The sequence below is a fragment of the Hyphomonas sediminis genome (genome assembly GCF_019679475.1).
GTDB classification, from domain to species: domain Bacteria; phylum Pseudomonadota; class Alphaproteobacteria; order Caulobacterales; family Hyphomonadaceae; genus Hyphomonas; species Hyphomonas sediminis.
The window spans coordinates 1,219,083-1,243,066 of record NZ_JAIEZP010000001.1; the positions used below are offsets into that span (position 1 = coordinate 1,219,083).

Here is a 23,984-nt window from a genome sequence, read left to right on the forward strand (position 1 = left end):
TCTATCAAAAGAGAGGTTCCTGGCAAATTGTCCCAAGAGCTTGACGCCATCGACGCCCGAATTCTGGACCTGATCCAGCATGATGCCAGCTTGTCCGTCGCGGAAATTGCTGAGCGTGTGGGGCTTTCTTCGTCGCCCTGCTGGCGCCGTATCAAGCGTATGGAGGAGGCCGGATTCATCAAGGGCCGCGTCACGCTGATCGACAATCATGCGCTGGGCCTGAATTTCGAGGTCATCGCCAGCGTCAAGCTGGCCCTGCCGAGCAAGGAGAACCTGGAGGCCTTCGAGGCGCTGGTGCAGGTCTGGCCGGAAGTGGTCGAATGTATGACTGTGACCGGTGCCGTAGACTATTCCATGCATATCGTAACAACGGACATGCATGCTTATGACAACTTCCTGCGAGACAAACTGCTGGGTTCCAAGCTGGTTTCGGATGTTCAGTCGCGGATCGTTATCCGGGTTGCCAAGAAAACCACGGCGCTTCCACTGGGGCTGGTCCGGCAGACGGCAAAGTCCAGCGACTAGGCTCGCGGGCCTGTCGAAACGGGTCGTTTTGATATCACTCTGTGTATTTTTGAGTACGCAGAGTGCCTTTTCAGAGACAAACAGTGACAAATCGGGACATCTCAGGGACATCCTGAGCGCGGCGCAGACCGAATACGGGCTGGTCGGCGTCGGGGCCGTGATCGCGACGCCGGAAGATGGCATCCTCGCCCTGGCGGTGACGGGCGCGCGGGCCAAGGGCGGCGAACCGGTCGCGCCGGGTGACGCCTGGCACATTGGGTCCAATACAAAGATGCTGACAGCGCTAGGCTGGGGCCGTCTTGTGGATGCAGGAGGGGCGCGCTGGGGCATGACCCTTGGCGAGATTTTCGAAGGCGACGACCTGGCGCCCGGCTGGCGGGACGTGACGATCGAGGAGCTGCTGGCCCACCGCTCTGGCGCAGCGGCCAATCCGGGTGGCTTCTGGATGCTGGGCGCGGGCCGCAATGGCGAGCCGGTGGCCCGGCAGCGCGCGAAGCTGGTGGATGCCACGCTGAAACAAGGCCCACCGGGAACGCGCGGCGCGTTCGTCTATTCCAATCTTGGCTACATCATCGCGGGCCGCGCGATGGAGAAGGTGGCCGGGACAGGGGAGACCTATGAGCAGCTGATGTGGCGGCTGGTGATCAAACAGGCACCCGATGGCGCAGGCCGGGGATTTGGTTTCGGGCCGCCAAAGGCCATTCAGGGGCACAAGCCGACGCTGCTCGGCGGGATGAAGCCTGCCGGATTTGGTCAGGAGGCTGATAATGCGCCGGCCTTTGCCTCGGCAGGCACCGCGCATATCAGCCTGGAAGGCCATGCCCGCCTGCTGCTGAGCTTTTTGGAGGGGCCGGACGCGCTGCCCGCCGCGATGCGGCAGAAGCTGATGACGCCTTATCCGGATGCGGCATCCGACTATGCGCTCGGCTGGGGCGTGCAGACGGGAAAGGATGGCAGCAAGGCTTACCTTCATGCGGGATCGAACACGATGTGGCTGTCTCAGGTGGTGGTGTTGCCCGAGCCGGGCGCCGTGATCATCGTCAACACCAATCAGGCCGGCAAGGACGCAGATGCGGCCATCCGTAAGCTGACGGGTGAATTGATTGAGTGGGTAAAGACCGGAACGCCCTAGAGCGGCTGAACGCGGCGGACGTGCCCATCGGAGCGAAGCAGCCGGTGGGTTTCGTTATCTGGCCAGACACGCAGATAGGTGATGAAGTCATTCGGATCGATGCCGACCTGATCTTCTCCCTGAAAGAAGGCGCCCGGTTCGAAACAAAGCCAGGCGAGGGGGCGCTCGAACGTTGCGGCGGCGCCTTCTTCTTCCAGCATCGCCTGCAGGGCGCGGCGCGTTTCGGCTGGCGGATATTGCAGGAAGACCGAGTGATAGACGACCGTGACGCCTTCTTCAGGGCGGGCGGCAAGCTTTGCGGCCAGCCATTCGGCGGCATCGGCAGCGTCAACAGAAACGCGCGTGCGACGCGCCAGATCCATCGCCGCGTCCAGCCGGGCAAGGCGCTCTGGCTGGTCGGGCCAGAAATAGGAGGCAAGGCGCAGGGCGGCGTCCGGCTCGTTCACATTGATGGGGCTCTGGTCGCAGGCGGCGCGCGAGACGATATTGAATGCAATGTCCAAATGATCCGGAGGCGGACCATCCCATTCGGTGTCGATCTCGATGCTCGGCTCGCCGGAAAGCTCCCAGCGGTGTGTCTTGTAGGTGAAGCGGTCCCAATTGAGATTGAGGCCGGCGCTCGCGCCCAGTTCCAGCAGGTGCATCGGCCCCGGATAAAGGCTGGCAGTCTTCAGGAATCCGGGCAGCAAGGCGATGGCGCGGCGCGTCTCGTTGGTTTGCGGCGGCGATTGGATGAAGAGGGCGGCTTCTGTGGCCCGCTCTGCCAGCAGCGCGCGGGCGACCGGCCAGACCTGCTCCATCGTCCAGTCGGGATTGGCGGCCGGATAGGCTGCGGCAAGCTGCGGGGCTGCGCCGCTGAGAACGCAATAATGCAGGAAGCCGGCAATGCGCAGGGAAAGCGCGTCGCGGCGCGGATTGCCCTTCCAGCCCTTGACCAGCTTCGAGACGGGGCCGCGTTTTTCAATGTCGGTGGCCATGGCGAGGCAGAGCGCCTGCATGAAGGGCGAGCCGAGCGCCGCGCAGAAGCCGGCCTGCTCGCGAAAATGCGCGAGGATGTCATCCTGCGATGGCGCCACCCGGTTGTGCTCCTATGCCCTGCGCACTACCGATAGACGTGTGCGTCGCTGGTGAATAGCCCGAATTTAGTGCGCCGCATATGATTTCCGGCGTTAACCCCACTCCCGCTTCATGCAGGGGCCGGGAAGCGCCGTAGCCGCTGAAACTCCAAGCATAAGCAAGGCCTTGCCAGACAAGCCAGGCGCGCTCCTCGGCGGCATACATGGCGCCATCGGGCAGGGTGGTGGGGGTGATTGCGCGGCGGGGGCGTTTGCCGCTGAGAACCTGCTGGACCTCGCCGGCGGCGCGGGCGTCGACTTCCGTGATGGACGCGCCGGGGGGCAGCTCTCCGGCTCGGATAAGCGCATCACGAAAGGCGACCGCCTCGGCCCGACGGCATTCGAAACAGGGACGGTGGCCGCCCGCCAGCGCGGTCGGCTCGTCCAGGAAGAAGAGTTCGGTGTAATGGCCGGGCCGCATCAGCTGGCGGCGCCGGTCCTTGAAGTCCAGCCGGCAGATGATCCAGCGCTGGCTGGCCCATTGCCGGGCTTTCAGGGACTGGTCATCCCGGTGAAAGCAGCCGCCCCGATTGCCCATGAAGGCGCCCCGTTCGGGCACTGCGTGCAGCAGCCCGAACGGATCAGCGCGGTTTTGCAGCGGCATGGCCGCGTGCGCCTGTTAATCAGACGCGCTCGACAGCCATGGCGATGCCTTCGCCGCCGCCGATGCAGAGGGAGGCCATGCCTTTCTTGAGGCCGCGGTCTTCCATGGCGGCCAGAAGGGTGATGAGCACGCGGGCGCCGGAGGCGCCGATCGGGTGGCCCATGGCGCAGGCGCCGCCATTCACGTTCAGCTTGTCATGGCTGATGCCGAGCTCTTTCATCGCGATCATCGGGACAACCGCGAAGGCTTCGTTGACTTCCCAGAGGTCGACATCCTCGACCTTCCAGCCGGCCTTATCGAGCGCCTTCTTCATGGCGGGCACGGGGGCGGTGGTGAAGTAGGCCGGTTCGTGCGCATGGCTGGAGGCCGAGACGATCTTGGCAATGGGCTTGAGGCCGCGTTTCCTGGCTTCCGACTCGCGCATCAGCACGACAGCCGCGGCGCCATCGGAAATGGCCGAGGCGTTGGCGGCGGTGACCGTGCCATCCTTGCTGAAGGCGGGGCGCAGGGTGGGGATCTTGTCCGGCATCGCTTCGCGGGGAAGCTGGTCGGTGTCGACCACGGTTTCGCCCTTGCGGGTTTTCACGGTGACGGGCGCGATTTCGCGCTTGAACTTGCCGGCCTTGGTAGCGTCCTGCGCGCGGCGCAGCGTTTCCAGCGCATAGGCGTCCTGCTGTTCGCGCGTGAACTGGTATTCGCGGGCGATCATGTCGGCGAAGTTGCCCATCGGGCCACCTTCATAGGCGTCTTCCAGGCCATCGGTGGCCATATGGTCGCGCGCCTGGGCGGCGCCGTATTTGTGGCCCTGGCGCAGGGTGATGAGGTGGGGCGCGTTGGTCATCGATTCCATGCCGCCCGCCACGATGACGCTGGCTTCACCGGCGAGGAGGGCGTTGCGGCCCTGAACGACGGCCTGCATGCCCGAGCCGCACATCTTGTTGATGGTGACCGCTTCGGTTTTCTTGTCGAGGCCAGCCTTGATGGCAGCCTGACGGGCAGGGGCCTGGCCCTGGCCAGCGGGCAGGCAGTTGCCCATGATGATTTCGTCGATCTCGGTGTCGCCCAGCTTGGCTTCGGCGGTGGCCGCTTTGACGGCATGGGCGCCAAGCTCATTGGCGGAGAAGCTGGCGAGTTCGCCGAGCAGGCCACCCATAGGGGTGCGGGCCATACCGACGATGACGACGGGATCTTTCTCTGACATGGGACGCGTTCCTTCCTGACGTTTAAGTTTTTGTGCAGCGCGCAAGACTTAGGCGCCGGACATGCCGTTTCGTCAAGGCCGGGACGGTTGGCGGGATCTGGCCGGGAACGCGGTCAGGTGCCGAGGGCGGCGTCGATATCGGCAGCGAGGCCCTTGTCGTTTGGCTTGACCGAAGAGGGGTAGGCCTTGAGCGGGATACCGTCCGCGCTGACGAGGATCTTGTGGAAGTTCCATTTGGGCTGGGCAGGATCGCCCAGCGTGGCGACGGCGGCCTTGTAGAAGGGGTGCTGGGAGGCGCCGATGACGGCGTATTTCTTCGTCAGCGGGAAGGTGACACCGTAATTGATTTCGCAGAAGGATTTCACGTCCTCCTCGGTGCCCGGCTCCTGTCCGCCAAAGTCGTTGGAGGGGACGCCGACAATGACCAGACCATCGGCCTTGCGATCCTCATAAAGGGTTTGCAGGCCTTCATACTGGGGCGTGTATCCGCAGCGCGAGGCGGTGTTTACCACCAGGATGGCCTTGGCGCCGAGGTGGGTAAGGTCGAGCGGTTTGCCATCGATGGAGAGAAATTCGGTCGCGGTCATGGGCGCGGCGGCCTCTTCGACTGGGGGAGTGGCGGTAGGCTTGGTCTCGGGCTGGCCGGCGGTCGCCTGCGAGCAGGCGGTCGTCAGGGCGGCGGCAAGGGCAAGCAGTGCAAGGCGCATGGCGCAAATCTCCCGTGGAACTGCCCCATAAGGTATAGGGCGCACGGGCGCCGCGTCATCCCCGGGAGAGATGAAAAACGCGTGAGGTTTGAAACTTGTTGCGCGATCTGCGCGTCAGATCAGCTTGAGGCCGACCTCGGAGCCCTTCTGCCAGACAAGCTGGGCACGCCCATCCATGCCGATTGAGGCGGCGCTGACCTTCAGGAAGCGGGGCATCGTTTCATTGGTCGGGAAGCGGATGCGCAGTCCGTTATCCGAATAGTCGAGCACGATGCCTTTGCGGCTGTAGCCGGACTCGAGATGAACGGTGACTTCGCGGTAGACCTGGGAGCGGACGGGGCGCGCAAAGTCCTCCTTCGAACGGGAAGAGGTCACCCTCTCTATCCGGGAGGCGTTGATGGTACCGGCTTTCCGGCCCCCGAAGAGACGCATCAGAAATGTCATTCCCAGCTCAAAGCAAGAATCATGCCGCAGCGTATCGCGACTATGATCATGAATACGAAAGCCGGGGTTAAAAGCTAGTTGACCGGGCAAATTCAATTGCCCGGTCAACCATCGAAACGTCAGCAACCAGGCCGGTTACCAGATGCGGATGCGCTCTTCCGGCGGCAGGTAGAGGGCATCACCCTCACCCACGCCGAACGCGTCGTACCATTCGTCGAAGTTACGCACGATGCCGTTGATCCGGTATTCCGGCGGCGAGTGCGGATCGGTCAGCAGTTGCTGGCGCTTGGCTTCATCCCGGTATTTCGCGCGCCAGACCTGGGCCCAGCCGAGGAAGAAGCGCTGGTCGCCGGAGAGGCCGTCGATGACAGGCGCTTTTTCGTCTTCGCTGACAGCGCCGTCGCCATTGGCGTCGAGGCTCAGCTGGTACGCCTTGTAGGCCATCGAAAGGCCACCAAGGTCGCCGATATTCTCGCCGAGGGTCAGGCGGCCATTGACGCAGGTCTTGCCGTCATCGAGTGGGCAGTAACCGTTGTATTGGGCAACGAGCGCGTCGCCGAGGAGGCGGAAGGCTGCCTGGTCTTCCGGTGTCCACCAGTTGTTGAGCGCGCCGGTGGCGTCGAACTTGGCGCCCTGGTCGTCAAAGCCGTGGCCCATCTCGTGACCGATCACGCCGCCGATCGCGCCGTAGTTCACAGCCGGATCGGCCGAGAGATTGAAGAATGGCGGCTGCAGAATTGCGGCCGGGAACACAATCTCATTGAAGCTCGGATTGTAGTAGGCGTTGACCGTTTGCGGGGTCATGAACCAGCGGGTCTTGTCGACCGTCGTGCCGAGATCGGACAGGTTGTCCTCCATCGCCCACTTGCTGGCGGCCATGGAATTGTCAAGCGCGTTGGAGCCAACCACGAGCGTGTCATAGGTCTCGAACTTTTCCGGATAGCCGATCTTCGGGTTGAAGCTGCCCAGTTTTTCGTGCGCCTTCACCTTGGTGTCGCCGCTCATCCAGGTCAGCTCGTCGAGATTGACCGCCATGGCCTTGCGCAGGTTGACCACGAGGTCATCCATGGCAGCCTTGTTTTCCGGCGGGAAGTAGCGCTCGACGAAGACTTTGCCGATGGCTTCACCCAGGACGCCTTCGGTGGCAGACACGGCGCGCTTCCAGCGCTCGCGCTGCTCAGGCTGACCGCGCAGCGTGGTGCCATAGAACGCGAAGACTGCGTCGTCGATTTCCTTGGGCAGAACGTCGGAATGGTCGATCAGGAAGTGTGCCTTGAGATAGGCTTTCCAGGTGTCAAGCGAGGTTTCGCTGGCAAGCTGGAACATGGCGGGGAAGCCGCCGCCGAGCTTGGCGGCGTCCTCTGCCGAAATGCCGGCCGCGGCCAGTTCTTCCGCTGTCGGAGGAATTTGCGCAACGAGGAAGTTCTTTTCTGCGCCGACGCCGATGGTGTCGAGCGCTGTTTTGGCAGGGAAAGCGCCCGCCATGGCGTAGAACTCATCGCTGGTCACCTTGTTGTAGGTGATCTCCGGATTGCGCGAGAGGGCGCGGTCCCAATGGGTTTTCGCAAGGGCCGTTTCGAAGGCCATCACGTCTGCTGCAGCAGCGGCGGGGTCGGCATAGCCAGCCTTGCCGAGAAGATCGGTCAGGAGCTCGACATATTTGGCGCGCTGTTCGACCGATTTTTCATCATCCTTCAGATAATAATCGCGGTCCGGCAGGCCGAGGCCGCTGAGGCCCATCTGGAAAATGTAGGTTTCAGGGTCTTTGTCATCGACGAAGACATAGCCGCCGATCGGCGAAGCAAAGCCGACCGATGCGGTGAGGACGGCCAGGTCTTCCAGGCCGGTCATGGCGTCGATTCTGTCGAAATAGGGCTGCGCCGGATCAAGGCCTGCGGCATCGATCACAGCCGTGTCGAGATAGGCGTTGTAGTAAGCGGCGATCTTGCCTTCCGGCGTGTCCAGGGCAGGGGTCGTGGCAGCAAGGTCATCGATAATGATGCGTACGCGCTGTTCCGATTTCTCGCGCAGCAGATCGAAGGCGCCATAGCGGGAGCGGTCTGCCGGGATCTCGAAGCCGGAGATCCAGGTGCCATTGGCGAAATTGTTGAAGTCGTCACCGGCGGCGACGGACTTGTCGGCGGTGGTGAGATCGATGCCCCACGCGCCCCAGGTGTCGGGGGCGGACAGTTCGAGGCCTTCGGCGGTCAGGAATTTTTTCGGTGCTGCCGTGGCTTCCGGCTCGGACGCGGGCTCGGTGGCGGGCGCAGGAGTGGTTGGGGTAGCGGAGCTGAGCTCCGCTGCAGGCGGCGCATCCGGCGCAGTTGCACAGGCTGTCGCCAGCGCGGCAACGGCCGCGCCAAGAAGCAAACGTTTCATCTTCGGTCCTCCGAGGGTTTGCAAAAGATCACAGATGGCCGGGAGGCCCCGGCCATCTGCGGACGGATTATTGGCAGGCGCATCCCGGATCATTCCGCCGGTTGGGGAGACCCGTGACCACCGCCCTGACTCGTACCCATAAGGGCTTCTTCATCCAGCGTCACCTGTCCGGTGTAGCCTTCACCGATATGGCGGTAAGGCTTGCCACCCCAGGTCCAGCGGACGATGCGTCCGATCTCGACACCGACAGCGTAGAGCGCGGGAACCATGAGGAGAGAGACGAACAGCGCGAACGCGACCGCATAGCCCAGCGAGACGATCATCGGCTTCAGGAACTGTGCCTGCACAGACTTCTCTGCCATCAACGGCAGGATGCCGACGAAGGTGGTCACCGAAGTCAGGATGATCGGGCGGAAGCGGGAGACGCCGGCATCCACCAGGGCCTGAACGGCGCCGGCGCCTTCATCCCGCCTGCGGTTCACATAGTCGATCAGAACGAGGTTGTCGTTGATGACGACACCAGCGGCAGCCGCAATGCCGAAGAAGGCGAACATAGCCATCGGCACGCCGCTGATGGCGAGCCCGAACACCGCGCCGCAATAGGCAAACGGCAGGGCCATCATCAGCAACAATGGCTGAGAGTAGGACCGGAAGGCAATGGCCAGCAGCATATACATCGCGCCGACAGCGATCATCAGCAGGCGGCCGACTTCGGCGAAGAAGCGCTGTTGCTCTTCATATCCGCCGGCCTCACCGCGGATCACGTCCGGGAACTCCTTGCGGAACTCCGGCCAGAAATCCTTCTCCATTGCGCCCATGATCTGGCCGCGGCCGCCATCGCCGAAGATTTCAGCAGAGACAGTGACCGAGCGCATCCGATTGCGGCGGACGATGCGGTTGATACCGGGCGCAAATTCGAAGTCTGCGACCTGCGTGATCGGGATTTCGCGGCCATCAGCCGTGCGCACACGCAGGGTTTCAAGGCTGTCGAGATCCTCGCGCGCCGATTCCGGGAAGCGGACCATGACGCGCACGTCCTGTCCGTCGCGGGGCAGGCGCTGGGCTTCGAAGCCGTAATACGCCTGGCCGACCTGGCTGGTGACATCGCTGAGCGTGATGCCGAGGGACTCGGCGCCGGGCTTCAGCGTGATGCGGATTTCCTCAGCCGATGAGGAGAGGTTGTCCGAAATGTCGTAGGCTTCCGAATAGGTGGCCAGGTGTGCCTTCAGATAGTCTGCCGCGGCGCGCAGGCGTTCAAGATCCTGATGGCTGAGCGCAAACTGGACGCCGGTGTCGGCCTCGTTGAAGGTGAAGGCGAAGTCGATATTCTCCGCATCCTGAATTTCACCCGTTTTTTCGCGCATCCGCTCGGCAATGTCCTTGGAGCGGATCGTCTCGGGGCGATGTTCCGGTGGGACAAGGCCGACGAAGGCCTGGATCTGGCGGCCCGATGCGATGACGGATGCATCGCGGATGAGGCCTTTTTCGACGCCGGGATATTCCGTGTTGAACTCGGCCTTTGCCGTATCGATGCCGTTGCGCAGCTGGTCGCGCACCTGGAGCAGGCGCTCATAGGGCGTACCATCGGGCATTTCGATATTCACCCGGATGAGGTCTGCCTCGATTTCCGGCATGAATTTGAATGGCACGACGCCGGTTCCCTGGATCGAAACGGCGATCGCAAACAGGCAGAAGAAGAAGGTGACCGTCGCATAGCGCATGCGAATGGCGACTTCGAGCACAGGCTTGTAATAGTGGTTGGCGAACCACAGCATGCTGTCGGCGATCTTGCGCTGCATCGACATGAAACGGCCCGTGCGCCCGCCGAACTCCTGCTTCTTCATGTGAGACAGGTGGTTGGGCAGGATGAACATGCTCTCCACAATCGAGATCGCCAGCGCGGCCACGACCACGAAGCTGATCTGCTGGGTGAACATGCGCGTCGGGCCGGTGATGAAGGCCCAGGGCAGGAAAGCGATGATGGTCGTCAGCACACCGAAGATAACCGGCTTGAGAACAAGCTGCGTACCGATGATCGAGGCATCGATGCCGTCTCGTCGCCCGCTTTCGACTTCCCTGTGTATGTTCTCGCCGACGACAATCGCGTCATCGACGATAACCCCGATCACCAGCAGCACGGCGAAGGTGGACAGGATGTTCCAGGAGACGCCGAAGAACGGCATCAGCATCACAGCGCCGGCAAAGGCAGTGATGATGCCGGCCGTGACCCAGAAGGCCACCATGGGGCGCAGGAAGAGGATGAGGACGAGCATCACCAGCAGCGTGCCCTGGAGGGCAGAGGTGGTGATCAGGTCCATCCGGGCATTGAAGGTTTCAGAATCGTCCCAGAGGATGTCGATCTTCATGCCTTCCGGCAGGATGCCGTTGGACGGATCGTTGGCGCGCTCGATGAAGTCGCGGAAGCCAGCGGCATAGCGCGGAATGTCCATCTGGTCTGGCTCGGGCACCATCACGAAGACGGTGTTGCGGCCGTTGAACGTGGCGCTGAATTTGTCCGTCGAGAGGCCGTCAATGACATCGGCGACATCCGACACGCGGACCGTGCCTTCGTCCGTGGTCTGGCGGATGATGATGCTGCCGAACTCTTCGGCCGTGTCTGCGAGATTGCGCGACATGATGCCGACATCCCCGACGGGGGATTCGATCCGGCCGCCCGAGGAGTTGATGGAGTTTTGACGCACGGCATTGGCGACTTCGGCAAGTGTCAGGCCGTAGCGGCGCAGCGATTCCTCGGCGACCTCGATGCTCACCTGCTCGTCGGGCGAGCCTTGCAGGACGGCCAGCTCCCCGCCGGGAAGGCGGGCAACGTCGTCGCGGATTTTCTTGCCGATGCGGCGCAGGGTCTTCTGGTCGACATCGCCATGGACCACCATGCCGAAGAACCAGTTGCGCTGCTCCCAGCGCGTCACCTGCGGGCGATAGGCGGCCTGCGGAAGATTGTTGATCTGGTCGACGCGGATTTTGATCTCGTCGAGGAAGACATCCATGTCGATGTCGTCGCGGCCCTTGATGTTGACCACGCCGACGCCTTCGCTGGCGATGGAGGTGATGCGGTCGAGGCCGTTGATACTGGAAACCGCCTCTTCGATCCGGGTGACGATCTGTTCTTCGACATCGCGCGGGGAGGCGCCGTTCCAGGCAACTGAAACGGAGGCGCCCGACACCTTCACGACAGGGAACATTTCCCGTTCCATGGAGCTGTATCCGAAGACACCGCCCGCAAAGAGAAGGATCATCAGGAGGTTTGCAGCAACCGCGTTACGGGCAAACCAGGCGACAAGGCCGTTCATTGCGCGCCCCCTTCAGTGCCGTCCTTCGTGCTCGCATCGGCGACGGCTTCGGTATCAGCAGGTTTCTTCTTGGCTTCGCCATGCGTCTTCACGGTGCCGTCGGGCATCCGCTCGAGAACCGTGATGGACATGCCGTCAAAGGCAGCCTGGATCGGGCTGACGATCGCCAGCTCGCCGGGTTCTGCGCCGCCGCGGAAGTAGGCGCCGTCCTGATTGGTGTAGACCACTTCGACCGGGCGGATCGACAGCTTCCCTTCCTTGGTGTCGCCAAGATAGAGGCTGTTCTGCCCGCGGAGGGCTGCGCGCGGGGCGATCAGCACGTCCTTCACCACTTCGCCTTCGATGCTGGCGGTGACGAACAGGCCGGGCGCCATCGGCGCGCCGTCGTCAGCGCCTGCGCCGTAGGGGTCCTTCAGCTCGGCGAAGACGTTGATCTGGCGGGTCTGGGAATTGATTGCGGCGCCCGTGCGGACGACTTCGCCTGTCCAGGTGCGCGGCTTGCCGCCAACCACAGCCGAGAAAACGACCTTGGGGCCGGGCGCTTTGTCCGAGGCGGCAAAGGCGATCGGCAGGCCGAGCAGGCCGAGGTCTGCATCTTTCAGGGGCAGGGCAACTTCGACCACATCTGTGGCGAAGATGTTGCCGAGCGACTGGCCGGGGGAGACGAACTGGCCAATATCCACCGACCGTTCGCGCACGCGGCCATCGAAGGGAGCGACCACGGCTGTACGGGCGAGGCTGAGCTCTGCTTCGGCGAGCTGGGCCTTGGCAGCTTCGAGCGCGGCGCGGGCTTCGGCGAGTTGTGGCTCGCGGCGGGCAAGCGGGGACACGTCCGTCAGGCCGAGATTGTCGAGATCCTGCTGGGCAAGCTCTGCCTCGGCCACTTCGCGGGCAAGCCCCTGTTCGGCGCTGGCGACGACCGATTTGGCGCGCACGACCGTCAGCTCATAGTCGGCCGGCTCGACCCGGACGAGCACCTGGCCGCGCTTGATGAAGCCGCCATCGATAAAGTCGGGCGAAACATAAGTGACACGGCCGGCAATCTGAGGGGCGACCACGATCTCACGCTTGGGGCGGACTTCGCCTTGTGCGTCGACAGTGACTGTCAGGTCGCCGGTGCGAACCTGCTCGGCAAACACGTTGAGACCGGGGCGCGGCTCGTCACTCTTTTCCGGTACCGGTTTCATCGCGATAACTGTGCCAACGCCAAAGCCGCCGACGACGACGAGAATGGCAATTGGTGCGATGATGGCGATAAGGCGTCCCATGGCGTCTATCTCCTGCCGCTTTCGGCGGCGTCAGTGTCAAACAGGTCATCCTCAGTTGCGAGTTCCGGGCCTGGAACACCGCCGCCGAGCGCGAGGTGGTAGTTGATGCGATTACGCGCGCGGTCCGCACGGGCGGTCAGCAGCTGGCTTTCTGCGGTCAGACGGCGCGTCTGCGCATCAATCAGGTTGAAGATGTTGACCGTGCCGCTGGAGTAGTACCGCTCGGCGATCTCTTCTGCGGCGCGGGCTTCTTCAAGCGCGCGGGTCTGCGCTTCTTCCTGCCGGGCAAGCAGGACATCCGCTGTCAGAGCGTTTTCAACTTCGCTCCAAGCGTCAAGCGCGGCACCGGCATAGTTTGCCACAGCTGCCTCTGCTCGCGCAATGGCGGCCACGCGCTGCGCGTCGAGGCGCCCGGCGGTGAAGACCGGTTGCACAAGATTGCCAATGAGACGGGCCGCGATCAGCGCCGGGTCGAGCGCATCGGACAGGTCTGCAGAATTGGTGCTGGCTGACGCCGACAGGCTGAGGCTTGGCAGCAGGGCAATGCGGGCCTGTTCCGCCTGCAGGCCGGCCGACACCACGCGGGCTTCGTAAATGGCGATGTCAGGCCTGCGGGACAGCAGCATCGCCGGATTTCCGACAACCTGCATTTCCGGCAGCTCGGGGATCTGAGCCGGGGCGGTGAGTTCGGCAGACGGATAGCGGCCAAGCAGGACTTCAAGGCGGCGCGCTGCCTGTACCGAAAGCTGCCGGCGGGCGGCGATGGCCGCTTCTGCCTGAGCGAGCGTGCTGCGCGCGGTGCGCAGTTCCAGCGGGCCGTAGATGCCCGCGCGCACGCGCGGCTCTGTCAGATCCACCACGCGCTGGCGGGCTTCATAGGTGAGGACGGCAATCCGCTCCTGCGCCAGCGCCTCATTGAGGCTGATCCAGGCGGAGGCCGTTTGCGCCGCAATCGAGAGTTCAGTAGCGGCAAGGTCTGCCGAAGAGAGCGCATAGTCCGCGTCGGCCTGCGCGATGCTGTTCGAGATGCGGCCCCAGAGGTCCATTTCCCAGCTGGCATCGAGGCCAAGGCCGTAAATCTCGCTGTTCACGCGGTCGTCGCCGCCGCCCGGCAGGACAACGCCGGTGGAGGAGCCACCGAACGTGGCCGATGCAGAGAGGGAAGGCCAGCGGGCGCTGCGCGCCACACGCGACAAGGCGGTGGAGGCACGCAGGCTGGCGGCGCGGGATTCCACCGTCGGATTGGCGCTGAGCGCTTCTTCGACGAGCGTGCTCATGACAGGGTCGTTGAACTGGTCGAGCCAGTTGCCTTGTGGCGCCACGCCGGCAACGCCGCGCGCCGCCCATTCAGAGGGCGCATTGGGGGTGGTCGCAAACAGGGCGTCCCTGTCTGTCGTGAACCGTTCAACGGCGTCGGGGGAGGTGGCGCAGGCAGCCAGCATGGCAGTGCCCACCAAAAGGAAAGAATTTTTCATGCGTTATCCGGCGCTCCGGGCTGCCTTGAGGGTTCCGATACGCCTGTCCATGCCGAGCGTCAATGATAAATTATCGAAATTCAATAACTATCCATCGGTGCTCGGTAACCCTTTTTTCCAGGCCTTCTGGTTCCGCAGTTTTGTCATGGCGTCGTATACGCAATAACCGCTACAGAAGGGCCCGGGAAAAACGTTCCGATACAGGCGGTTGTCACTATGAGCCAGACTTCCGAAACAGAGGGTTTACAAGCCCGTCGCCGTTCGATGACACGGCGCGCGAAAGATTTTTCTGTTCTTGTCGGAACAGCGGGCATGGTCTTGCTGGTTCTGGTGCTGACCGGATCTCTGGGTTGGATCGAGGCGCTATCCGGAATCTTTGTGATCGGCTCTGTCGCGTCGGCTTATTATGTCGGCTCGGCGAGCCTGAAGACAGGGGGCGGGGACGTTGTTTCGGTTGCCGCTTCAACGCCCGACAGCGTGCTGACGACTGACCTCCTGGCGGCGCTGCCGCTGCCGGCATTTGAAGTGAGCCGCGATCAGCAGCGCATTGTGGCGTATAATGAGCCTGCGGCGAGCTTCCTGCGCCTTGGGCCGCGCCGGTCTGCGCCGCCGCGCGCGAGCGTGATAATCCGCACCCCGGCCTTGCTGGCTGCGATCGAAACCTGCCTTGCGGCGCCGGAGGGCGTTTCCAGCTCGCTGGAGCTGGAGATCGGGCCGGACGAGCATTGGCGGGCGCATATTCATTCGGTCCGTGCGAGCGACAGCCTGCTGGTGCTGCTGGAAGACCTGACGCCGGTAAAGCGCGCGGCCCGCGCCCGTGCCGATTTTCTCGCCAACGCCAGCCATGAGCTGCGTACGCCGCTGACGGCGATTTCCGGCTTCATCGAGACGATGCGGGGGCCTGCCCGCGAGGACAAGGACTCCTGGGACCGGTTCCTGGCGATCATGGCAGGCGAGACAGAGCGGATGAGCCGCCTGATTGCAGACCTGCTGTCACTTTCGAGGATCGAGAGCACCGAACATATGCTGCCGACGGCGCGGGAGCATTTTGCGGACATCGTGATGAACTCAGTCGACGCGCTCCTTCCACTGGCGAGCGACCGGGGCGTGGAGCTTGTGGTGGAAGGGGCAGAAGACCTTCCCGATGTGACCGCCAATTGGGACGAGCTGGTTCAGGTGGCGGAAAATCTCATTTCCAACGCCATCAAATATTCCGGTACAGGCAGCCGGGTAGTGGTCCATTGCGGCGTGGCCGCCGACGGGTTTGAAGCGCGCAGCCTGGCCGCGCAGCTGTGGGAGGGGAGCGAGCGGATGACGCTGCTGCAGACGCCCAACCGTGTGGCCGTCAATGAGCTGAACGTCTGGATGCGGGTGGAAGACCAGGGGCCGGGGATCGAGCGGGAACACCTGCCGCGCCTGGGCGAGCGGTTTTACAGGGCCGACCAGAGCCGGGGCGGCAAGATTACCGGCACGGGCCTCGGGCTCGCCATCGTCAAGCATATCATGACCCACCATCGCGGCGGGCTGGCGGTGGAGACGCGGATTGGCGAGGGGACCGCCTTTGGCGTGTGGCTTCCGGCAGCCAAGGATGCGCCGCCCGATTGAGGCCTTCCGGCCCCAGAGTTCAGGCCAGAGTTCAGGCCAGAGTTCAGGAACGATAACCCAGGAAAGGTAAAGCCCCCGGGGCGGGGGGCGCCGGGGGCTTTCTTCTATCTGGCGAGATGGAATGCTGGGCTTTAGCCCGCAATGCGCCGGACGAAGTCGTATTCGGATTTGCGGCCTTCGCGCTTCCTTGCAGGCTGGAATGCAACGGCTGCGTGCTCAGCGCAATAGGGTCCGCAATCTGCCTTGCGTCCGCAGAAAGCAAATTTGGGGTCTGCGGGGTCGCCAATCGGCCATTTGCACATGGAATCCCGAAGCGTGAGGATCGAGGCCGGTGTGCCGTCTGCCATCGGCAGGGGCGGCAGCGGCGCGAGCGATGCGGTGCGCTCCGGCAGGGCCGGGACATCGGTAACGCCCGGAAGTTTGGTAGCTGCGGCAGCCGGGGCCGGCGCTGCTGCGACGACGGCGGGCGCCTCGGCCACGAAACGGGGCTTCGGACGCGCCAGACGCGGCGGACGTTTCACTGGGCGCGACGGCGTCGCGCGGCCGGACAGGCCAAGGCGGTGTACCTTGCCGATGACGGCATTGCGGGTAACCCCGCCGAGCTGTTTGGCAATCTGAGAAGCCGAGTGGCCTTCGGCCCACAGCTTCTTGAGCACTGTTACCCGTTCATCAGTCCATGACATGGTTTGCAGGTCTCCCGCACAAAGGCCGGGCCGGAACAAGACCCAAACCTACTAGATGTTGTGACGACAATTACGCGTCGCCCCTCTCGACACCTACATATCGTATCAGGGGCGAAACGAAACACAACATGCGGACGGCGCATTCCACAGAGTTTCTATATCTTGTGGCGAGCAATCCACAGGCGAGCCGGAATGTAAAAATCGCCGGGCCCCTCGCACTGGGGTCGTGTTTCGCTTATCTGCCTTGCATGGATACGATTCCCGGCAGCGCGCAATCTCGACTTCGCCAATATGGCGCCTTCAACAGCCTTGGCTTGTGGACACTCTACAAAAGGGAGGTCGGCCGCTTCCTGAAGGTGTGGATGCAGACGGTTTTTGCACCGGTGGTGACGACCTTGTTGTTCATGACCGTGTTCAAGCTGGCCTTCGGGGACCGGGGCCGGCTGACGGGCGATTTCGAAGGGCTGAACTATAATGATTTCCTCGCCCCCGGCCTGATCATGATGGCGATCCTGCAGAACGCCTTTGCCAATACGAGCTCCAGCCTGCTGCAGGCGAAGTTCAATTCCACCCATGTCGACTTCCTGATGCCGCCGCTCTCGCCGCTGGAGCTGACGATTGCCTTCCTGGGCGGGGCGGTAACGCGCGGGCTGGTAGTGGCCGGAATTTCGGCGATTGCCATTCAGCTTTCGGGGCTGGCGAACCTCTCTGTGGCGCATGTCTGGCCGATCCTGTGGTTTACCCTGACTTCGGCCATTATCCTTGGGGCGCTGGGCGCTTTTGGTGGCATCTGGGCGGAGAAGTTCGACCATCTGGCGGCGGTGACCAACTTCGTGATCGTGCCGCTGACATTCCTGTCGGGCACCTTCTACGATGTGAAGGTTATGGTGGAGCCGTTCCAGACGCTCGCCCACCTCAACCCCATCTTCTACATGATCGATGGATACCGCTACGGGCATCTGGGTGTCGCAAATGGATCCATCCTGATCGGTGTGATTTATACAGGTTTGCTGTCGCTCGGCTCGATGATCTGGGTGTGGGCGCTGTTCCGCAGGGGCTACAAGCTGAAGACCTGAGGCGGGTATGAATAGTTCGCCCCCTGCGCGAGCTGGGTTGACCTGAAATTCTTACTGGGACCCCATAACCAGATGGAGGGCAAATGAAGCCCCCAAGGCAACGGTGATGGAGTTCAAATGACCCTGACAAAGATGCTTTCGGGCGGCCTTGCGCTGGCTGCTCTATGCGTAACGGCGGCATGCACGAGCATTCCGAACGATATGACGGTGGCGCAGTATTGCGCCAATCCGGACAAGGCGAGCGAGAATGTCTGCCGCCTGAAGGTCGAGATCGACGGCCAGTCGACCGCCCTGGCAGACACCAATATGCGCCTTTCCGATGCGCTGTCGCTGACGGCAACCGCGCAGTCGACGGCCGACCAGGCGAGGGCTGATGCAGCCGCCGCCATGGCGCGCGCCGAAGAGGCGATGGCCAAGGAAGACCAGATGCTCTGCGAAACCCGCACCATCCAGAAGTCGAACATCGGCACCTGCCGCGAAGGCTACACGCTGACCAGCTGCACGCAGACGCGCTTCACCTATCGCGCCGGTGGCCCGTCCATCCTGCGGGAAATCAACGACCAGCAGTGCCGCTTCCAGGACCGTGTGCTTGAGATGCAGGTGCGTTGCTGTGGCATGGCCAGCGCTGCGCCCCAGCCAGCGGACGAGACCATCGACGAGAAAATGCCCGAGCCTGCTGCGCCGCCGGTTGAGCCGCCGCCGGAAGCTGAGCCAAATACGCTGCAATACTGATCCCAGCGGCCAGGCGGCGACGCCTGAGCCCCCGGAGAAACAAAACAGGCCGGCAGATGGGCCCATCTGCCGGCCTGATTGCATTCTGAGGGTGGCAGCCTATTCGGCGGCGCGGGCCGCGTCGCGGCGATAGGAGCGCGTCGCCATCAGCAGGCAGACGATGCTGGCCGCGTTGAAGAGCAGGATGAGTTCCAGCGACCTGGCGAGCGGCTGGGCTGCGCCGGCGGCGGTGAAGTGGTCCGACAGGACGCCGGCAATCCACGGGCCACCGCCAATGCCGATCAGCGTGAGGCAGAACAGCATGAAGGCCGATGCAAAGGAGCGCATGCGCAGCTTCACCAGTTCCTGGGACGCGGTGTAGGCGACGCTGGCATAGATGAGGCCGATGAAGCTCGGCACGATGTTCCACGCGTAGGCCATGCCGACGCTGGGCGCACGCAGGAACATCCAGGCGAAGGGCAGGGCTATCGCGGCGCAGACCGCGATGATCAGCGGGCGCCAGCGCAGGTCCTTCTTCGAAAGCGTATCACAGACCCGGCCCAGCACGATGGCGCCGACACTACCGACACCGCCAATCAGCAGGCCGAGCGGCAGGGAGACTTGGCCGGGCGTCAGGCCATAGGTGCGCTGAAGGTGGCTGGAGGTGAAAACGAGGAAGGCGTTGGCGGAAATGCAAATGAGCAGGCAGCCGGCAAACAGCCAGAGCAGGGATTTCTGCGTGAAGATGAAGCGGAGCGTTTCGCCCATCGACGGGGCGGGGCCATCATCTTTCCGCTGGTCGGCAAGGCCGCGCACGGGCTCGCGGATGCCGAAGCGTACGATCAGGGCCAGGATCAGCCCCGGAATGCCAGCCACGAAGAAGGCGACACGCCAGCCATAAAGCTCGTTGATAAAACCGCCCAGCGCAAAGCCGGCCATGATGCCGAGGCCGATGCCGCTGGTGTAGATGCCGAGCGCGGTGGCGCGTTCCTGCGGGGGATAAAGGTCTGCGATCATCGAAGTGGCCGGCGGCGTGCCGCCTGCTTCGCCAACGCCGACACCCATCCGGGCAAGGAGGAGCTGGATGTAATTCTGCGCCAGGCCCGACAGGGCGGTCATGGCAGACCAGATGCCGAGGGCGAGCGCGATGATATTGCGCCGGTTGCCCCGGTCTGCCCACATGGCGACCGGAATGCCAAGCGTGGCATAGAAGGCGGCAAAGACGAGCCCGCTCAGCATGCCGAGCTGGCTGTCCTTCAGGCCCAACTCATTCTTGATCGGCTCCAGCAGGATGACGAGGATCTGCCGGTCGACATGGTTGAAGGTGTAGGTGAGCGTCAGGACAGCGAGGATCCAGGCGCGGCCGGAGATCTTCGATTGGGGTTCGGTGGTGAGGCTCATGCCTTGGTCTCCAGCCTACGAAGGAATTCTGTAAGGGCCGCGATGGCTTCCGGTTCGTCCAGCAGCGGGGCGTGGCCCACCTGCGGAACGGTGACAAGGCGCGCATCGGGGTGGCGGCGCACCATGCGGTCTGCCGTACTTGCGGCCAGAATGTCGGATGTGCCGCCGCGAATGATCAGTAGCGGGATTTTCTTCATCGCGCCGAAAAGGCGCCACATGACGAAACTCATCAGGCGACCCGGCTTCACTTTACCCAGGGAGGCGGCGATGTTCGGGTCATAATCGGCAATGAATTCGCCCGTAGGCAGTTCCCGATAGGTGCGCCGGGCAAAGTCCAGCCAGCGCTCGGCCGGAAGATCAGGAAACGCGACGCCTTGGGTGGCTTTTACCGCATCGGCGGCGGTTTCCCAGCTCGTCACCGGGCGTGCCTTGCCGGCATAGGTGGCGATGCGCGCAATACCGGCCTTGTCGACCTCGGGGCCGACATCATTCAGCGTGACGCCTATGAGCCGCTCCGGCGCCTGGCGTGCCAAGATCAGCGAGATCAGCCCGCCCATCGAAGTTCCGATGGTTGCGACTTTCGAGACGCCGAGATGATCGAGCAGGGCGATCATGTCCTTTGCATAGACGGGGGGCGCATAATTATCCGGATTCGGATCATAGGTCGATTGGCCTCGGCCGCGAACGTCTACGGAGATGTAGCGATAGTGCTGGGGCAGGGCGGCAATCATCGGCTCGAAATCCTTGTGATTGCGCGTGAGCCCGTGAATGCAGAGCACCGTAAGCGGCGCATCCTGCGGGCCGTAAGACTTTGCATACAGGCGAAGCCCGTCAGCCGATTCCCAGCTGATGTCCGTGCCATCCGGCAGCATCGCGATACCCTCCCCCGACGGGAGCTGGTGCCCCGTTTCAACAGATGTTGAAAATTAGCCGTAATCGGCGCAGAATTGCAAGTGTAATGGGTCACTTTGACAAGCAGGCGGTCTGGCCCGTAGGCTTGGAAATAAAAACAATGACGGGAGAGAACCCTGAACGCGCGAACCAAGACGCCGCCGAAAGCAGACAGACGGACCGCGATCCTTGACGCGGCCGAAGCGGAGTTCAGTGCGCACGGCTTTGATGGGGTGACGCTGCGCACCATTGCCAATCGGGCAGGCGTGGATCTGGCATTGCCCAATTATTATTTCGGCCCGAAGCGCGAGCTGTTCAACGCTGTCTTCATCCGGCGCGCTGAGCTCGTCAATTTGTGGCGTGAAGAAGCGCTCATGGCGGAAATCGAGGCTGCGGCGCCCAATCCGCCCACTGTGGAAGCGATTATCCGGGCCTATCTGGAGCCGATGCTGACGGGGCCGCACGTGGCCGATCAGGGCTGGAAAAACTATTTCGCCCTTGTGGCTTACGTGAACAACTCTCCGGGCTGGGGCGGCCGGCTGATGACGGAGCATTTCGACCCATTGATCCGGAAGTTTCTGGATGCGCTACGTATGTCTCTTCCGGAGATGAGCGATAAAGACCTTTATTGGGGCTATCACTGCTTCTCTGGCGCGCTGACGCTGGCATTGGCGCAGACCGGACGGATCGACCAGCTTTCCGGCGGAGTTTGTCATTCCGACGACCTGGCCGATGCCTGCGAGCATATGGTGCATTTCATCACCGGCGGCTTTGAAGCAGCGCAAAAAGCCACGCCAGCTGCTTTGCCTGTGCGGGGCCGTAAGCGCAGCGCTCGCTGAGCGGGGAAACATTTTTTCGATCTGTATAAAGAAAAAGGGCGGCGCCTGAAGGTGCCGCCCTGAAGTGGGGTCCGGAATGGCCGCGTCTCGGTGTCCCATGAGACGCGGCCGGGAGGAAACGCTCCGAACCCTAGAATGTGTAGTCGATACCGAAAGTGAAGGTACGTGGGTCGCCATAGAAGCCGGTCAGAACGCCTTCAAGGCCAAGGCTCGGGGCGCCCGTCACCGGATTGATGAAGTTGTAACCGGAGACCCGGTACCGCTCATCGGTCAGGTTCTTGGCAGTCATGTTGAAGCCCCAGCGGCTTCCCGTTTCTTGCCAGCGCAGGCTTAGATCAACCAGCGTGTAGGCTTCCTGGTCAATTGCGCTCGGGATTTCGAACTGGCTGGAGTCGCCGCGATAGGACGTCATTTGATTGATGATGAGACGGCCTTCCTTTTGAAGGATATTGAACGGCGTGTCATAGGAGAACCGAAGGCTTCCTGTCCATTCCGGCGTGTTCTGCACGACGCGCTGATCGGCGAGGTTCACTGCGGTACCGCCTACAATTGCGATGAACTCATCGTATTCGGCGTTGATGTAGCCGATGCTTGTGCTTGCGGTGAGCATGTCGGTGTCATTGAACATCTTCTCGCCGAGCAGGGCGGTTCCTTCATACTCCACGCCCCAGAGAGTTGCGGCGCCGGCATTTGTCGTGACGCCCGCGAAAGTTTCGAAGACGCCGTCATTGTTGGCATCAACACCAACCGAACCTGGGATCTGAACGTCCTTGTAGTCCATGTAGAACACAGCAAGGCTGGATTGCAGGCGGTTGTCGAAGAGATTGGATTTCCATCCAATTTCATAGCTGTCCACTTCTTCAGGCTCGAACAGCATGAACGCTTTGACTTCATCCGGCGTAACGCTGCCGCTCTGATCAAGGTCGATGGCGAGTGTGGAGACACCGCGCGGATCGAAGGAGCCGCCTTTGAAGCCCTGCGAATAGGTCGCGTAGAGCGTGTGATCCTCGACCGGCTTGTAGGTGAGCGAGGCACGCGGGCTGAAGTCATCGAATGTTTCCGAGCCGGTGAAGTTCGAGATCGTCGCTGCGACCGCGCCATTGCCGCCGAAGAATTCGGAGAACCCGCCCAGATACGTGCGGCGAAGCACCGTCGATGAGCGCTTATCCTCAGTGTACCGGCCACCCAGGGCGATGGAGAACTGGTCGGTCAGATCATATGTGAAATCAGCGAAGATCGACCAGGTGTTCGTGCCCACATCACCATAGGTTTGCGCAGTGTAACCGGAATAGATGGTCGTGCTGTTGATCAGGTTCAGAAGTTCACCGGTGGTGAAAAGGCCAACATCAAACACCGTGTCGGAATTGGCTTCCAGATAGTATGCGCCGACGATGCCGTTGAGGCGGTCACTGGAATACGAAATCTGGAATTCGTTCGACAGCTGATCATTTGTGTAGATCGCGGGAACATCGACATCGACTTCAGGCAGTGAATCGAAATCGATCGGCGAGGTGCCTTCGTCTTCACGGTAAGCCAGAATGTTCTTGAGCGTGATGTTGTCGTTGAGCTCATACTGGGCGACGATAGAGCCGCCTTTCACATCAACATTTTGCTTGATCGCGTTCAGGCCTGCGCGCGTATCATAAACGTTGTTGAGGACTGGATACTCAAACGGCGCAGACAGGTCCGGGATCATCCGATGGCCCTGACGGGCGTTGGACTCATCGCTCATATAGTCGCCAGCAACGCGGATCTGGAACTTGTCGGTGACGTCCCATTCGGCGGAGAGGCGGTAGGCGGCGACGTCTTTGTTGTAGTTGTCTTCGCCGGTGATGAGGTTTTCGCCGAAGCCGTCGCGGGTGAAGAAGGCGACGCCAGCGCCGACGCGGAGATTGTCGGTGAGCGGGGTGGAGGCGTTGGCCACGATATCGCGCTGGTTATAGCTGCCGAGGGCGCCGCGCACCTTCAGGGTGGGGTCATCGGAGAGGCCCTTGGTGACATATTTCACCGCGCCGCCGATGGTGTTACGGCCATAGAGCGTGCCTTGCGGACCACGCAAAACTTCAATGCGCTCAACGTCGTAGACTTCCAGAACGGCGCCCTGCGGACGGTTCAGATAGACGTCATCGACATAGATGCCCACGCCGGACTCAAAGCCCGAAACAGGATCCTGCTGGCCCACGCCGCGGATGAAGGCGGAGAGGGTGTTGTTCGTGCCGCGCGACACTTCGAGGGTCACGTTGGGCGAGATCTTGGCGACTTCGTCCATCGTCTGGATGCCAAGGTCGCTCAGCAGCTCGCCATCGAAAGCGGAGACCGACAGCGGCACGTCGAGCAGGTTTTCCTCGCGGCGCTGGGCGGTGACGACGACGGCGCCGAAGCGGCGTTCTTCGGAGGCGCCGGACTCATCGGCGGCTTCCTGGGCAATGGCGGCCACCGGGGTGAGCGCCGTGGCGCACAGCGCCAATGCCATGAATTTGTTGAAACTTCCGGCCATATTGTCCTCCCTTCGCCCGTTAATCGGGCATTTTTTCAACAAGTGTTGATTTTCAACAACCGTTGAAATGACAGGGGGCGGAGGTCCTGTCAATGTGTTCCGGAGGCAACACCGGCCTGA

General features: G+C 62.4%; 19 protein-coding genes. 6 read left to right on the forward strand and 13 right to left on the reverse strand.

The features are described 5' to 3' along the window. Positions 1 to 27: 27 nt before the first annotated feature. On the forward strand, positions 28 to 525 hold the full coding sequence (locus tag K1X12_RS06240; protein ID WP_220986757.1) for an Lrp/AsnC family transcriptional regulator: 498 nt from the start codon (positions 28 to 30) through the stop codon (positions 523 to 525). Positions 526 to 574: 49 nt separating this feature from the next. After that, the gene (locus tag K1X12_RS06245) at positions 575 to 1,657 is read left to right on the forward strand and encodes a serine hydrolase domain-containing protein (RefSeq protein WP_220986758.1); all 1,083 of its coding nucleotides are present in this window, start codon (positions 575 to 577) and stop codon (positions 1,655 to 1,657) included. Here K1X12_RS06245 and K1X12_RS06250 read toward each other — a convergent pair. The 9 genes from K1X12_RS06250 to K1X12_RS06290 form a co-directional block, all read right to left on the reverse strand. Beyond that, positions 1,654 to 2,733, reverse strand: coding sequence for a DUF2332 domain-containing protein (locus K1X12_RS06250; protein ID WP_220986759.1), 1,080 nt, complete (start codon positions 2,731 to 2,733; stop codon positions 1,654 to 1,656). The genes K1X12_RS06245 and K1X12_RS06250 overlap by 4 nt on opposite strands. Further along, positions 2,714 to 3,376, reverse strand: a complete 663-nt coding sequence (locus tag K1X12_RS06255; RefSeq protein WP_220986760.1) for a hypothetical protein — start codon at positions 3,374 to 3,376, stop codon at positions 2,714 to 2,716. Before K1X12_RS06255 ends, K1X12_RS06250 begins: the two co-directional genes overlap by 20 nt. Positions 3,377 to 3,395: 19 nt before the next feature. Next, the gene (locus tag K1X12_RS06260) at positions 3,396 to 4,577 is read right to left on the reverse strand and encodes a thiolase family protein (RefSeq protein ID WP_220986761.1); all 1,182 of its coding nucleotides are present in this window, start codon (positions 4,575 to 4,577) and stop codon (positions 3,396 to 3,398) included. Positions 4,578 to 4,690: 113 nt separating this feature from the next. Beyond that, complete coding sequence (locus K1X12_RS06265; protein WP_220986762.1) at positions 4,691 to 5,284, reverse strand: glutathione peroxidase; 594 nt, start codon at positions 5,282 to 5,284, stop codon at positions 4,691 to 4,693. 114 nt (positions 5,285 to 5,398) lie between these two features. Continuing rightward, entirely contained in the window at positions 5,399 to 5,728 is a 330-nt protein-coding gene (locus K1X12_RS06270; RefSeq protein WP_220986763.1) for a hypothetical protein, read from the reverse strand. Positions 5,729 to 5,863: 135 nt separating this feature from the next. Beyond that, positions 5,864 to 8,107 (reverse strand): M13 family metallopeptidase, encoded by a 2,244-nt coding sequence (locus K1X12_RS06275; protein WP_220986764.1) that lies wholly within the window; start codon positions 8,105 to 8,107, stop codon positions 5,864 to 5,866. A gap of 89 nt (positions 8,108 to 8,196) precedes the next feature. After that, positions 8,197 to 11,418 (reverse strand): efflux RND transporter permease subunit, encoded by a 3,222-nt coding sequence (locus tag K1X12_RS06280; protein WP_220986765.1) that lies wholly within the window; start codon positions 11,416 to 11,418, stop codon positions 8,197 to 8,199. After that, positions 11,415 to 12,686: an efflux RND transporter periplasmic adaptor subunit gene (locus K1X12_RS06285; protein ID WP_220986766.1), complete on the reverse strand. Its 1,272-nt coding sequence runs from the start codon at positions 12,684 to 12,686 to the stop codon at positions 11,415 to 11,417. Before K1X12_RS06285 ends, K1X12_RS06280 begins: the two co-directional genes overlap by 4 nt. A 5-nt stretch (positions 12,687 to 12,691) precedes the next feature. Then, positions 12,692 to 14,161: an efflux transporter outer membrane subunit gene (locus K1X12_RS06290; RefSeq protein WP_220986767.1), complete on the reverse strand. Its 1,470-nt coding sequence runs from the start codon at positions 14,159 to 14,161 to the stop codon at positions 12,692 to 12,694. Between the two features lie 216 nt (positions 14,162 to 14,377). Here K1X12_RS06290 and K1X12_RS06295 point away from each other — a divergent pair, with 216 nt between their 5' ends. Continuing rightward, the gene (locus tag K1X12_RS06295) at positions 14,378 to 15,766 is read left to right on the forward strand and encodes a sensor histidine kinase (protein WP_220986768.1); all 1,389 of its coding nucleotides are present in this window, start codon (positions 14,378 to 14,380) and stop codon (positions 15,764 to 15,766) included. A gap of 131 nt (positions 15,767 to 15,897) precedes the next feature. On the opposite strand, the gene K1X12_RS06300 is transcribed toward K1X12_RS06295, so the two are convergent. Then, positions 15,898 to 16,449 carry a GcrA family cell cycle regulator gene (locus tag K1X12_RS06300; protein WP_220986769.1) on the reverse strand — a complete coding sequence of 184 codons (552 nt, stop codon included), beginning with the start codon at positions 16,447 to 16,449 and terminating at the stop codon, positions 15,898 to 15,900. Between the two features lie 248 nt (positions 16,450 to 16,697). On the opposite strand from K1X12_RS06300, the gene K1X12_RS06305 reads away from it, so the two are divergent. Continuing rightward, positions 16,698 to 17,525 (forward strand): ABC transporter permease, encoded by an 828-nt coding sequence (locus K1X12_RS06305; protein WP_225907893.1) that lies wholly within the window; start codon positions 16,698 to 16,700, stop codon positions 17,523 to 17,525. A gap of 117 nt (positions 17,526 to 17,642) precedes the next feature. Beyond that, a complete protein-coding gene (locus tag K1X12_RS06310; RefSeq protein ID WP_220986771.1) occupies positions 17,643 to 18,257 on the forward strand; it encodes a hypothetical protein in 615 nt (204 codons plus the stop codon). Between the two features lie 99 nt (positions 18,258 to 18,356). Here the strand turns inward: K1X12_RS06310 and K1X12_RS06315 are convergent, their stop codons facing one another. Then, a complete protein-coding gene (locus tag K1X12_RS06315) occupies positions 18,357 to 19,637 on the reverse strand; it encodes a spinster family MFS transporter (protein WP_220986772.1) in 1,281 nt (426 codons plus the stop codon). Continuing rightward, on the reverse strand, positions 19,634 to 20,509 hold the full coding sequence (locus tag K1X12_RS06320; RefSeq protein WP_220986773.1) for an alpha/beta fold hydrolase: 876 nt from the start codon (positions 20,507 to 20,509) through the stop codon (positions 19,634 to 19,636). The genes K1X12_RS06315 and K1X12_RS06320 overlap by 4 nt, the downstream gene beginning before the upstream one ends. Before the next feature lie 204 nt (positions 20,510 to 20,713). Between K1X12_RS06320 and K1X12_RS06325 the strand changes: the two genes are divergently transcribed. Beyond that, complete coding sequence (locus K1X12_RS06325) at positions 20,714 to 21,367, forward strand: TetR/AcrR family transcriptional regulator (RefSeq protein ID WP_439649733.1); 654 nt, start codon at positions 20,714 to 20,716, stop codon at positions 21,365 to 21,367. A 130-nt stretch (positions 21,368 to 21,497) separates the two neighbouring features. Here K1X12_RS06325 and K1X12_RS06330 read toward each other — a convergent pair whose 3' ends face one another. Further along, a complete protein-coding gene (locus K1X12_RS06330) occupies positions 21,498 to 23,864 on the reverse strand; it encodes a TonB-dependent receptor (RefSeq protein ID WP_220986774.1) in 2,367 nt (788 codons plus the stop codon). Between the last annotated feature and the right edge of the window lie 120 nt (positions 23,865 to 23,984).

Bases quoted from the DNA above. Each gene is read 5' to 3' on its own strand.
- K1X12_RS06330 (WP_220986774.1), bottom strand. From the start codon at position 23,864: ATGGCCGGAAGTTTCAACAAATTCATGGCATTGGCGCTGTGCGCCACG.
- K1X12_RS06255 (WP_220986760.1), bottom strand. From the start codon at position 3,376: ATGCCGCTGCAAAACCGCGCTGATCCGTTCGGGCTGCTGCACGCAGTG.
- K1X12_RS06280 (WP_220986765.1), bottom strand. From the start codon at position 11,418: ATGAACGGCCTTGTCGCCTGGTTTGCCCGTAACGCGGTTGCTGCAAAC.
- K1X12_RS06305 (WP_225907893.1), top strand. From the start codon at position 16,698: ATGGATACGATTCCCGGCAGCGCGCAATCTCGACTTCGCCAATATGGC.
- K1X12_RS06270 (WP_220986763.1), bottom strand. From the start codon at position 5,728: ATGACATTTCTGATGCGTCTCTTCGGGGGCCGGAAAGCCGGTACCATC.
- K1X12_RS06310 (WP_220986771.1), top strand. From the start codon at position 17,643: ATGACCCTGACAAAGATGCTTTCGGGCGGCCTTGCGCTGGCTGCTCTA.
- K1X12_RS06285 (WP_220986766.1), bottom strand. From the start codon at position 12,686: ATGGGACGCCTTATCGCCATCATCGCACCAATTGCCATTCTCGTCGTC.
- K1X12_RS06260 (WP_220986761.1), bottom strand. From the start codon at position 4,577: ATGTCAGAGAAAGATCCCGTCGTCATCGTCGGTATGGCCCGCACCCCT.
- K1X12_RS06290 (WP_220986767.1), bottom strand. From the start codon at position 14,161: ATGAAAAATTCTTTCCTTTTGGTGGGCACTGCCATGCTGGCTGCCTGC.
- K1X12_RS06320 (WP_220986773.1), bottom strand. From the start codon at position 20,509: ATGCTGCCGGATGGCACGGACATCAGCTGGGAATCGGCTGACGGGCTT.
- K1X12_RS06300 (WP_220986769.1), bottom strand. From the start codon at position 16,449: ATGTCATGGACTGATGAACGGGTAACAGTGCTCAAGAAGCTGTGGGCC.
- K1X12_RS06295 (WP_220986768.1), top strand. From the start codon at position 14,378: ATGAGCCAGACTTCCGAAACAGAGGGTTTACAAGCCCGTCGCCGTTCG.
- K1X12_RS06275 (WP_220986764.1), bottom strand. From the start codon at position 8,107: ATGAAACGTTTGCTTCTTGGCGCGGCCGTTGCCGCGCTGGCGACAGCC.
- K1X12_RS06265 (WP_220986762.1), bottom strand. From the start codon at position 5,284: ATGCGCCTTGCACTGCTTGCCCTTGCCGCCGCCCTGACGACCGCCTGC.
- K1X12_RS06315 (WP_220986772.1), bottom strand. From the start codon at position 19,637: ATGAGCCTCACCACCGAACCCCAATCGAAGATCTCCGGCCGCGCCTGG.